12 protein-coding genes are annotated in these 11372 nt (G+C 72.3%); 7 read left to right on the top strand and 5 right to left on the bottom strand.

Features of this window, described 5'->3' with window-relative positions; all coding sequences use genetic code 11:
* Positions 1-48: 48 nt before the first annotated feature.
* A complete protein-coding gene (locus OG594_RS17815) occupies positions 49-1011 on the top strand; it encodes an EamA family transporter (protein ID WP_266600016.1) in 963 nt (320 codons plus the stop codon).
* Here the strand turns inward: OG594_RS17815 and OG594_RS17820 are convergent.
* From OG594_RS17820 to OG594_RS17830, 3 genes are all read right to left on the bottom strand, one after another.
* A complete protein-coding gene (locus tag OG594_RS17820; protein ID WP_323185238.1) occupies positions 930-1352 on the bottom strand; it encodes a metalloregulator ArsR/SmtB family transcription factor in 423 nt (140 codons plus the stop codon). The two genes, OG594_RS17815 and OG594_RS17820, sit on opposite strands and share 82 nt — an antisense overlap.
* A gap of 95 nt (positions 1353-1447) precedes the next feature.
* A complete protein-coding gene (locus OG594_RS17825; RefSeq protein ID WP_266600018.1) occupies positions 1448-2284 on the bottom strand; it encodes a CbtA family protein in 837 nt (278 codons plus the stop codon).
* Between the two features lie 12 nt (positions 2285-2296).
* A complete protein-coding gene (locus OG594_RS17830) occupies positions 2297-2524 on the bottom strand; it encodes a CbtB-domain containing protein (protein WP_189733983.1) in 228 nt (75 codons plus the stop codon).
* Positions 2525-2889: 365 nt separating this feature from the next.
* Between OG594_RS17830 and OG594_RS17835 the strand changes: the two genes are divergently transcribed.
* The 3 genes from OG594_RS17835 to OG594_RS17845 all read left to right on the top strand — a co-directional run bounded on the left by OG594_RS17835 (position 2890) and on the right by OG594_RS17845 (position 5260).
* The gene (locus tag OG594_RS17835; protein WP_266600021.1) at positions 2890-4113 is read left to right on the top strand and encodes a hypothetical protein; all 1224 of its coding nucleotides are present in this window, start codon (positions 2890-2892) and stop codon (positions 4111-4113) included.
* 56 nt (positions 4114-4169) lie between these two features.
* Entirely contained in the window at positions 4170-4805 is a 636-nt protein-coding gene (locus OG594_RS17840) for an alpha-ketoglutarate-dependent dioxygenase AlkB (protein WP_266600023.1), read from the top strand.
* Between the two features lie 83 nt (positions 4806-4888).
* Positions 4889-5260 (top strand): VOC family protein, encoded by a 372-nt coding sequence (locus OG594_RS17845; protein WP_266600025.1) that lies wholly within the window; start codon positions 4889-4891, stop codon positions 5258-5260.
* Between the two features lie 9 nt (positions 5261-5269).
* On the opposite strand, the gene OG594_RS17850 is transcribed toward OG594_RS17845, so the two are convergent.
* Positions 5270-5566: a YkvA family protein gene (locus tag OG594_RS17850; RefSeq protein WP_266600027.1), complete on the bottom strand. Its 297-nt coding sequence runs from the start codon at positions 5564-5566 to the stop codon at positions 5270-5272.
* Positions 5567-5622: 56 nt separating this feature from the next.
* Positions 5623-6087, bottom strand: a complete 465-nt coding sequence (locus OG594_RS17855; protein ID WP_266600029.1) for a MarR family winged helix-turn-helix transcriptional regulator — start codon at positions 6085-6087, stop codon at positions 5623-5625.
* A 125-nt stretch (positions 6088-6212) separates the two neighbouring features.
* Between OG594_RS17855 and OG594_RS17860 the strand changes: the two genes are divergently transcribed.
* The 3 genes from OG594_RS17860 to OG594_RS17870 all read left to right on the top strand — a co-directional run bounded on the left by OG594_RS17860 (position 6213) and on the right by OG594_RS17870 (position 11360).
* The gene (locus OG594_RS17860; RefSeq protein ID WP_266600031.1) at positions 6213-6776 is read left to right on the top strand and encodes a DoxX family protein; all 564 of its coding nucleotides are present in this window, start codon (positions 6213-6215) and stop codon (positions 6774-6776) included.
* Between the two features lie 167 nt (positions 6777-6943).
* Positions 6944-9499: a discoidin domain-containing protein gene (locus tag OG594_RS17865; protein ID WP_266600033.1), complete on the top strand. Its 2556-nt coding sequence runs from the start codon at positions 6944-6946 to the stop codon at positions 9497-9499.
* A 76-nt stretch (positions 9500-9575) separates the two neighbouring features.
* On the top strand, positions 9576-11360 hold the full coding sequence (locus OG594_RS17870) for a glycoside hydrolase family 15 protein (RefSeq protein ID WP_266600035.1): 1785 nt from the start codon (positions 9576-9578) through the stop codon (positions 11358-11360).
* Positions 11361-11372: the final 12 nt, after the last annotated feature.

An 11372-nucleotide genomic window follows, 5' to 3' on the forward strand; every position in this document is an offset into this window, starting at 1 on the left:
ACAAACATGTGTTGGACTCATCGATCGGGCCCCACGAGACTCCGAGACATGACAAGTCCAGCCGCACGGACGGCCCGTGGGAACCTGCCCCGCACCCTCTTGACCGCGCTCGCCCCCCTGACGTGGGGCACGGTCTACATCGTCACCACCGAGCTGCTGCCGCCGGGACGTCCCCTGTTCGCGGGCCTGCTACGGGCGTTGCCCGCCGGCCTGATCGCCCTGGCGCTCACCCGGACAGCGCCCCGGGGGGCCTGGTGGGGGCGCGTCGTGGTGCTCGGCACCCTGAACATCGGACTGCTGTTCCCGCTGCTGTTCGTCGCGGCCGAACGCCTGCCCGGAGGTGTGGCCGCCACACTGACGGCGGCCATGCCCCTCATGGTCGCCGTGCTGGCCGTGACCGTCCTCCACGAGAGCCTCTCCGCCCGGCGCCTGACCTGGGGCGTGATCGGCGTCGGGGGCATCGGCCTGGTGGTGATCGGCCCGGACGCGGCGTTCGACACCGTGGGCATCGCGGCGGGCCTGGCCGCCGCGGCCACGCTGGCCCTCGGGGTGACGCTCACCAAGCGCTGGGGGCGGCCCGCCGGCATGGGCCCCACCGCCTTCGCGGGCTGGCAGCTCACGGCCGGCGGCCTGTTCCTGCTCCCCGTCACCTTCCTCGTCGAAGGGCCGCCGCCCGCCATCGGCCCGACCGCGCTCCTCGGCTACCTCTGGCTCTGCCTGGTCTGCGGCCTGGCCACCTTCGTCCTGTGGTTCCAGGGCATCGGTAGCCTCCCCGTCACCTCCGCCGCGGTGCTCGGCCTGCTCTCGCCGCTGGTCGCCGCACTGCTCGGGGCCGTGGTGCTCGGCCAGACACTGGGCCCGGTGCAGCTCGTGGGCTTCGGGCTTGCGCTCGCCGCCATCGTGGCGGGACAGCTTCCGGCGCGCGGCGGTCAGTCGTGCGGCGGGAGGGAACCGAGCTGGTGGTCGGCGACGTTCAGGGCCTCGTCCACCAGCCGCCGCAAATGCCCGTGACCCAGGGCGTACACGACCCGGCGGCCGTCCTTGCGGGTGGTGACCAGCCCGGCCAGCCGGAGCTTGGCGAGGTGCTGGCTGACGGAGGGTCGGGCGGCTCCGCACGCCTCGGTGAGGGTGGTGACATCGGCCTCGCCCCGGCCGAGGCGCTCCATGAGGGCCAGGCGGGTGCGGTCGGCGAGCAGGGCGAGCACGGACGCAGCGGCTTCCAGCCGGTCGCCCCGCTCCGGCCCGCCCGGCCCGCCCGGCGTGCTCGATGTGCCCGACGTGTCCGGTGCGCCCGGCGCGATCTGCGCGATCTGCGCACCGTGTGCACCTGCCAGATGCCTGCCCGCACTCATGCGCACATCGTAGGGCGCCGCTGTGCGCACATGCCCGGGCCCCGCCACCCCCACAGGGGGTCGGCGGGGCCCGGGCACAGGCGGCGCGGCCGGTGTCAGCCGAGCGCGGGCGCCTCCTGCTGAGCCGGAGCCGTCACTTCGGCGCCGTCGGCGCGCGCGGCCAGGAGCCGCTGGGCGAGGACGCCGAAGACGACGGCGAACACGGCCCACAGGACGAGCTGGACGGCCAGCGAGGCGACCCGGAACTCCCACAGCAGGGCCGCGGGGAAACCGGGCTGGACGGCGTCGCTGTTGTCCGGCAGGAACACGAACGCCAGGGCGGCGGCGACGATGAAGCCGGCGCTCGCGGTCAGCGTCGCGTTCCAGTTGCCCAGGCGCGGTGCCAGCCGCCGCCCGAGGACGATCGCGCCGATGCCGAGCAGCACGCTGAGCAGGATCATCAGGAAGAACAGCGTGGTGCGCTGACCGATCGTGTCCGGGTTGCCGACCGCCGGCGGCGTGGCCGGGTACTTCAGGAACGGCACCAGGTAGACCGTGGCGAAGGCACCCGCCGCGGTGAGCGCCGCCGTGGCCCGCGGGCTGAACCCGCCGATGCGGCCGAGGGCGAACGAGAACGCGAGCGAGGCTATGCCGCCCAGCGCGACCCCGTAGACCAGGACACCGGTGGCCAGGCCGAAGGTCGACTGAACCGGTCGGCTGACCAGCTCTTCCTCCTCCTCGGCGGCCTCGCCCGACGCGGCGTCACCGCCGTGTCCGGCGTGCGCGCTCGGGGCGCTCGCGGCGTCCTGGGCGGCCTGGGCCTCTTCCACGGCGATGGAACCCCGTACCGGCGGCTCACCGACGACGTAGGCGACCGCGAAGGCGAAGAGCCCCGCGATCAGGCCCGCGAGCATGCCGCGGACCAGCAGTCCTCTGACAGTAGAGGCGTACATGTGCGTGGCCTCTCAGTGGCAGGGGAAGCCGAGCAGATGACGGCCGTCGTGCACCCACTCGTGCACGCCTTCACCGGCGAACACGGCCGTGGCGCCCTGTTCGGCACCGACGAAGTACAGGGCGACGAGCATCAGGAGACCGACGAAGAGCGCCCAGGGCAGCACCGCGCGCACGGGCAGCGGAGCCGACAGGGAGCCGGCGGGGGTGGATACGGCAGCGGAAGCGAGAGCCTCGGCCATGATGGAACCTCCTCGGGGAACAACGCGTCCCATACGGTGGTGCAGGACGACGGTCCTCGGGTCTGACTCGCTGCGACGCCATCGTGGAGATGCCGTCGCAGCACACAGTGGCGCGACCATGCCGGATTCACACCGGGCTTCCGTCTCGCCGTCGTCGCTATGTGGAAATGTCGCCGTGACGGTACCGCGCGCAGCGCCTGCGGCCAAGACCGTGAGTCCCTGATCACACGCCTACGCTGCGGTAATGCGGATCCGGAACGGCCCGGGGAACCCGAAGTGTCCATCAACTGGACGGCAGGGCTGCTAAAATGACCCCGTTGGCCTTCGGCGTGCATGCCCCGTGCATGTGTCCGGAGGCTTTTTTCATGCCTTCACACCGGACCACCAGTCCTGCCGCACCTGCGGCCACCACCACCACCGGATACCGCGCCCTGCTCCGCAACAAGGAGTTCAGCGGCCTGTACATCAGCTTCACCCTCACCGTCACCGCGAGCACTTTGTCCGGCTTCGCGCTCGGCGCGCTGGTCAACCACCGGACCGGTTCCCCGTTCCTGACGGCCGTGAGCATGTACGGCGCCACGTTCGCGACGGTGCTCGGCGCGCTGACGCTGATGTCCGTCGCGGACGGCGAACGGCCCCGCCGGACCCTCCTCCTGCTCCAACTCCTCTCGTTGGTGGGCGTCGCCGCCCAGGCGGTCCCGGGGCTGCCGCTCGCGGCCCGGTTCGCCCTGCTGTTGACGCTGGGCTTCTTCCAGTCCCTCGGCACCGGCACCCGGCTGGGGCTGCTCGCCGAGGTGGTGCCCAGTTCCGCCTACGCGCCCGCCCGTTCGCTGATGAACGTCACCTCGGGCGCCACGGTGATCACCGGCTACGCCGTCGGCGCCGCGCTGCTGCGGTACCTGGGCCCGTACGGGGTCTTCGTCGTCGCCGCGGCCCTGACCGCCCTCGGGGCGGGCGTCGTGGCCACCACCGTCCGGGAACGCTCGATCCGGCTCACCCGCCGACCCGGGTTGCGCCGGACCTGGACGACGAACGCCGAGCTGTTCGCCCACCCCGGCCGCCGCAGGCTGCTGTTGAACCTGTGGGTTCCGAACGGCCTGGTCGTCGGCTGCGAGGCCCTGTTCCTGTCCTACGACCCCGGCCGGGCGGGCGCCTTCCTCGCCGCCGCTTCGGCGGGCATGCTCCTCGGGGACCTGACCGTCGGCCGACTGCTCACCGCCGAGCGGCGACGCCGCCTCGCCTTCGCCCTGCGGCTGCTGCTCGCCGCCCCCTTCCTGCTGTTCGCCGTACACCCGCCCGCCCCGGTAGCGGTCGTCGCCGTCTTCCTCGCCGGTGTCGGGTACGCGGCCACCCTGCCCCTCCAGGAGCAGCTCCTCGAACAGACCCCCGACGCCATCCGCGGTCAGGTCCAGGGAGTCGAGTCGGCGGGCCGGATGACGTGGCAGGGCATCGGCGCCGCCGTCGCCGGGGGTCTGGCCCAGTGCGTCGCCCCGGGCGCCGCGATGGCCGTCGTCGCCGGGGTCTCGGTGGCCGTCACCCTGCTGTGCCGTCCGTCGGCCGGCACGGGGGCGGGGGCGTCGCAGGGCTGAAGCGCCGCGGCACGTTAATCGAGCATGTGTTCGGGTGATGGGGTTAGGCTGGGTCCATGCACGCAGTCCAGGGCCTTCAGGGGTCCCTCTTCGACCAGGGCGACGAGATCCGGCTCGGCCCCCTCGACGGCATGCGGCGGACCGACCTCGGGGCCGGGGCCTGGGTCGACCACCTGCCCGGCTGGCTGAGCGGCGCCGACGCGCTCTTCGAGCGGCTGGCCGCCGACGTGCCCTGGTGCGCCGAACGGCGCCAGATGTACGAGCGGGAGGTGGACGTGCCCCGGCTGCTCGCCTTCTACGCCGAGGGCGAGCCCCTGCCCCACCCCTCGCTGACGGAGGCCCGCGAGGTGCTGACCGGCCACTACGCCACCGAGCTCGGTGAGCCCTTCGCCACCGCGGGCCTGTGCCTGTACCGCGACGGCCGCGACAGCGTCGCCTGGCACGGCGACCGGACCGGCCGCTCCCGGGTCGAGGACACGATGGTGGCCATCGTCTCCGTCGGTGACCCGCGCGATCTCGCCTTCCGCCCCCGCGACGGCGGTGCCACCCTGCTGCGGCTGCCGCTGGGGCACGGCGACCTCGTGGTCATGGGCGGCTCCTGTCAGCGGACCATGGAGCACGCCGTACCCAAGTCGGCGCGGGCCGTCGGCCCCCGCATCAGCATCCAGTTCCGTCCCCAGGGCGTCCGCTGACCCCCGGCTGACCTGCCGCTTCCCGCCCGTCGCCGGTCGGGGAGCGGTTGCGGCCCGATCGGGGGGCGGCCAGGCTGGAGCGCATGGATCTGGGCGCATTCTCCGTGAGTCTCACCGTCCGCGACCTCGACGCCTCCAGGGCGTTCTACGAGAACCTCGGATTCGCCGCCTTCGGCGGGGATCCCGGGCAGGGCTGGTTGATCCTCAAGAACGGCGACGTCGTGCTCGGGCTGTTCGTGGGCATGTTCGAGAAGAACATGCTGACCTTCAACCCGGGCTGGGACAGCAGCGCGCGTGCGCTCGACTCGTTCACCGACGTCCGGGAGGTGCAGCGACGGCTGAAGGCGCGGGGCGTGGAGTTCCTGACCGAGGTCGACGAGTCGGGCTCGGGCCCCGGCAGCTTCCTCGTGGTCGACCCGGACGGCAATCCGGTCCTCTTCGACCAGCACGTCTGACCGGACGCCTCAGGCGGCGGCGCCGGGTTCCTTCGTGGGGCGCACGGCCCCGGCCGCCGCGTGCAGCGAGCGCAGCGCCAGCAGCAGGATCCCGATGTCGTCCAAGTACACCGGGTCCGGGATCAGGTCCAGCGGCGAGACGGTGTAGATCACCGCGGCCCAGAACAGGGCCTTGTCGCGCAGCGGGATCCCCGCGTCGACCAGCAGTCGCCGGGCCGCGAAGACCCGTACGAGCAGCACGGCCGCGGCGATCGCGAGTCCCACCGCGATGACCGTGCCCAGGGCGAGCCAGACCTTTCCGTCCATGGCGGCCCTATACCCCGATATCGGGCCGGCAATGCCTCGGCGGCGGCCGCATCCGTTCAGGTGTCCTGGCCGCGCAGTCGGCGGCCGACCTCGCCCAGTCCGTCGGCGAGCGCGTCGAGCTGCTCGGGGGTGAGGACGTCGACGAGGACCTCCCGGACGGTCGCCACGTGGCCGGGGGCGGCCTCCTCCAGCTTGGCGCGGCCGGCGTCGGTCAGGACGGCGAAGACGCCGCGCACGTCGGAGGGGCAGCTGCGGCGGATGACCAGGCCGGCCTTCTCCATCTGGGTGACCTGGTAGGTCAGCCCGCTCTTGGAGTTGATCAGGCCGTTGGCGAGCTCGGTCATCCGCAGCTCGCGCCCGGGCGCGGCGGCGAGCCGTACGAGGATCTCGTACTGGGGGTGCGAGAGCCCGGCTTCGTCCTTGAGCTGTTGGTCGAGGCGGCGGTTCACCAGGGCCGATGCGGCGAGGAACCCGCTCCAGGCGCGCATCTCGCGGTCGTCCAGCCATCTCGGTTCAGCCATGGCCCCAGACTACACGGGTTGTTCCAATTTGAATCAATGGATTAGGGTCGGGGCCTAGCGGTTCGAATTTGAACAACTTTTCCCTGCCTCCCCACCGGGCCGCCCCGACCGGAAGGACCCCCCCGATGACCAGCCCCTCCGTCACCGCGACGAAGCCGCAGGCCGCCGCACCGGCCGCACGCCCCGAGACCTCCGCCCTCTCCACCCCGGGCCACGACACCGGCCTGCTCCTCCTGCGCCTGGTCCTCGGCCTGACCATGGCGGCGCACGGCTCGCAGAAGCTCTTCGGCTGGTTCGGGGGCGGCGGGATCAGCGGCACCGGCCAGTTCTTCACCGCCAGCGGCTACCCCGCGGGTGACGCCATGGCGGTCCTCGCCGGCCTCACCGAGACCCTCGGCGGGCTCGGTCTCGTCCTCGGACTGCTCACCCCGCTCGCCGGGGCCGCCGTCGTCGGCACCCTCATCAACGCGATCGCCGTCCACGGCGCCGGCGCCTTCTTCGCCCCGGAGGGCATCGAGTACGAGCTGCTGCTGACCGCGGGCGCCGCGGCCCTCGCCCTCACCGGCCCCGGACGGTACGCCGTCGACCGCTTCCTGCCCGTCCTGCGCAGCCACCGCCTCGCGCACGGCGCCCTCGCCGTCGCCCTCGGCGTGGTCCTCGCCGTCGTACTGCTCCTCGTGCGCGACTAGCGCAACTGCTGACCGGCGGACGCCGGGTGGGCCGCAGCGGCCCACCCGGTGTCCACCGATTGTGACCGGCCATATGGATTTGCGCCAACTCTCTTTGACTCCAGGCGACTTGCTGCTGTGCTCACCTATGTTCTACGGGGCACATCAGTTCGCCCCAGGAGGTCAGATTGCAGTCCAGGCGCTTCCTCGCCTTTCACCGCGCGATACGCCGTTCCCACCTGCTCATCGCTCTCGGCCTCGGCTCCCTGCTGATCGGCCTGACCCCGTGGTTCGTGGTCACGAGCACGGCAGCGGCCGGCCGCGCACCGGCACCCCGTCCCGCGCCCGTGCCCTTCGACCAGCAGACGGCCAAACAATCGCCGCACCACGGCATCGTCCCCGCGAACGCGATGGAGCCGACGGCTCCGATCCTCGACCGGGCCGGATGGACGGCCGTGGCGAGCGACGAGGAGACGGGCGCCGAGAACGGCCGCGCGGCCAACGTCCTCGACGGGAACACCGCCACCATCTGGCACAGCAAGTGGGCTCCCACCCCCACCCCGTTGCCGCACGTCATCACCGTGGACATGCACCGCACCGAGGTCGTCTCCGCCCTGATCTACCGTCCCCGCACCAACGGTCCCAACGGGCGCGTCGGTGAGTACAGCATCAGCCTCAGCACCGACGGGCTGAGCTGGGCGACCCCGGTCGCCACCGGCACGCTCGCGGACGACGCGAGCACCAAGACCCTCGGATTCGCCCCCCAGGGCGCCCGGTTCGTCCGGCTGACCGCGCTCAGCGAGGCGGGCGGCCGCGGACCCTGGTCCTCCGCCGCCGAGATCGACCTGCTGGGCGACCCCGGCACCCCGGCGGCCACCATCGACCTGTCCCGCGCCGGATGGACGGCCACGGCGAGCGACGAGGAGACGGGCAGCGAGAACGGCCGCGCGGCCAATGTGCTGGACGGCAAGGACAACACCATCTGGCACAGCAAGTACGCGCCCACTCCCACCCCGCTGCCGCACAGCATCACCATCGACATGCACCGCACCGAGGTCGTCTCCGCCCTCGTCTACCACCCCCGCTCCACCGGGCCCAACGGGCGTGCGGGCGCGTACACCATCGCCACCAGCACCGACGGCGTCACCTTCGGCACACCGGTGGCCGTGGGCACCTGGCGGGACGACGAAACCGTCAAGACCGCCACGTTCACCCGCGCCGCATCCGCCCGCTTCGTCCGGCTGACCGTGACCAGCGAGGCGGGCGGCCGCGGACCGTGGACCTCCGCCGGTGAGATCCGCCTGAGCGGTCCGGCCAGCCCGGCCGTCCACGGCTCCTGGGGCCGGATCACCGGCTTCCCGCTGGTGCCGGTGGCCACCGCCGCCCTGCCCGGCGACAAGCTCCTGGCCTGGTCCGCGTACGCCGTCGACCGCTTCGGCGGCAGCAACGGCTACACGCAGACCGCGATCCTGGACCTGAAGACGGGCAAGGTCACCCAGCGCCGCATCGACAACACCGGACACGACATGTTCTGTCCCGGCATCGCCATGCTCGCCGACGGCCGGGTGCTGGTCACCGGTGGCAGCAACGCGGAGAAGGCGAGCATCTACGACCCGGCCACCGACAACTGGTCCGCCACCACGAGCATGAACATAGCCCGTGGCTACCAGGCCATGACCCTGCTCTCCACCGGCGAGGCCTTCGTCCTCGGCGGGTCCTGGAGCGGATCCACGGGTACCGACAAGGCCGGTGAGGTCTGGTCCCCGGACACCCGCACCTGGCGCAGCCTGCCCGGCGTTCCCGCCGCCCCGGCGCTCACGGCCGACCCGGCCGGACCCTACCGCGCCGACAACCACATGTGGCTGCACGCCACTTCGGGCGGCAAGGTACTGCAACTGGGCCCGAGCAAGCAGATGAACTGGATCTCCACCAGTGGCCAGGGCGGCGTCACTTCGGCCGGCACCCGGGCCGACAGCCCGGACGCGATGACCGGCAACGCCGTCGCCTACGACATCGGCAAACTGCTCACCCTGGGCGGTTCGCCCGCCTACCAGGACACCCCGGCCACCCAGCGCGCCTACACCGTGGGCATCTCGGGCAGCCAGGTCCAGGCCGCCCGCACGGGCGACATGGAGCACGCCCGCGCCTTCAGCAACAGCGTGGTGCTGCCCGACGGCAAGGTGGCCGTCTTCGGCGGTCAGGCTTATCCGGTGCCCTTCAGCGACGCCACCTCCGTCCTGACCCCCGAGCTGTGGGACCCGGCGACCGGCGCCTTCACCCCGCTCGCCACCATGGCCGTTCCGCGCAACTACCACAGCGTGGCCAACCTGCTGCCCGACGGGCGGATCTTCTCCGGCGGCGGCGGTCTGTGCGGCGACTGCGCGACCAACCACGCCGACGGGGCGATCTTCACCCCGCCGTACCTGCTCAACGCCGACGGCTCGCCGAAGCCGCGGCCCGCCATCACCGCGGGCGTGCCCCCCAGGGCGGCTCCCGGTGCCTCGCTCACGGTGAGCACCCAGGGCTCGGTGGCGTCCTTCGTCCTGATGCGGGCCGCCGCCGCGACCCACTCCACCGACAACGACCAACGCCGGGTGCCCGTGGTGTCCACCGCCGCGGGAGGCGGCACGTACCAGGTGTCCGTGCCCGCCGACACCGGTGTGGTCCTGCCGGGCACCTACATGCTCTTCGCCCTCGACGCCCAGGGAGTACCGAGCATCGGTCAGTTCGTCACGATCTCCTGATACCGACTACGACCCCATGAGCGGTGTCCGGGGCCTGGGCTGATTGGCCCCGGACATTCAGGGGAATAGCGCACAAATGACACAACCCATCGAAGACTACGCACTCATCGGCGACCTGATGACCAGCGCACTGGTCGGCCGCGACGGGTCCATCGACTGGCTGTGCCTGCCGCGCTTCGACTCGGCGGCCTGCTTCGCCAAGCTCCTCGGCGAGGAGGAGAACGGCCACTGGCGCATCGCCCCCCTCGACGCCGCCATCGCAGAGCCCTGCACCCGCCGCGCCTACGTCGACGACTCGCTGATCCTGGAATCGTACTGGGAGACCGAAACCGGGACCGTCAAGGTCACCGACTTCATGCCCCAGCGCGAGGTCGCCCCGGACGTCATCCGCATCGTCGAGGGCATCAGCGGAACGGTCAGGATGCGCAGCACCCTGCGCCTGCGCTTCGACTACGGCCACGTCGTGCCCTGGGTGCGCCGCAGCGACGGCGACCGGGTCGCCATCGCCGGGCCCGACTCCGCCTGGTTCCGCAGCGAACCCCCGGTCCGCACCTGGGGCGAGGCGAACAGCACCTGCTCCCAGTTCCCGGTCACCGCCGGCCGGCGCGTCGCCTTCGTACTGACCTGGCACCCCTCGCACCGGCCGCGCCCCGAGCCCTGCGACCCCTTCGAGGCACTGGAGCAGAGCCGCGCCGACTGGCGGGAATGGGCCTCGCAATGCCGCTACGAGGGCCCCTACCAGGAGGCGGTCACCCGCTCCCTGATCACCCTCAAGGCCCTCACCTACGCCCCGACCGGCGGCATCGCCGCCGCGGCCACCACCTCCCTCCCCGAGGAACTCGGCGGCGTCCGCAACTGGGACTACCGCTACTGCTGGCTCCGGGACTCCACCCTCACCCTCGGTTCGCTCCTGTCCACCGGCTTCCTCGACGAGGCCCGGGCCTGGCGCGAGTGGCTGCTGCGCGCGGTCGCGGGCGACCCCGCCGACCTCCAGATCATGTACGGGATCGGCGGCGAGCGACGGATCCCCGAGAGCGAACTGCCCTGGCTGCGCGGCTACGCCTCCTCCGCCCCGGTCCGCGTCGGGAACGCCGCCGTCGACCAGCTCCAGCTGGACGTGTACGGGGAGGTCATCGACTCCCTCTACCTGGCCCGGTCCGCCGGACTGCCCTCCGAACGCCACGCCTGGCGGATCCAGCTCGCGCTGCTCGACTTCCTCGAACGCAACTGGCACCGGCCCGGCGAGGGCCTGTGGGAGGTCCGCGGCCCCCGCCGCCACTTCGTGCACTCCAAGGTGATGGCGTGGGTCGCCGCCGACCGCGCCGTACGCACCCTGGAGAGCGACCCCTCCCTGGACGGGGACGTGGAACGCTGGCGGGCCATGCGCGACGAGGTGCACCGCGACGTGTGCGCCAAGGGCTACGACCCCGAACGGGGCACCTTCACCCAGTACTACGGCTCCGCCGAGCTGGACGCGGCGACCCTGCTCATCCCCAGGGTCGGATTCCTGCCGCCCGACGACCCGCGGGTCATCGGCACGGTCGACGCGGTGCGCGCCGAACTCGGCAGCAGCGGACTGGTCCGCCGCTACAGCACCTCGGGCTCCACCGTCGACGGGCTGCCCGGGGACGAAGGGGCCTTCCTGGCCTGCTCGTTCTGGCTGACCGACGCCCTGCACATGACGGGCCGGCGGGAGGAGGCCCGCGCCCTGTTCGAGCGGCTGCTGTCCGTACGCAACGACGTGGGTCTGCTCGCGGAGGAGTACGACCCCCTCGCCGGACGCCAACTCGGCAACTTCCCGCAGGCGTTCAGCCACGTCGGCCTGGTGAACACCGCGCTCACCCTGGCGAGCCCGGACTGACCGCACGACGCC

Source organism: Streptomyces sp. NBC_01214 (assembly GCF_026340975.1).
Lineage (GTDB): Bacteria > Actinomycetota > Actinomycetes > Streptomycetales > Streptomycetaceae > Streptomyces.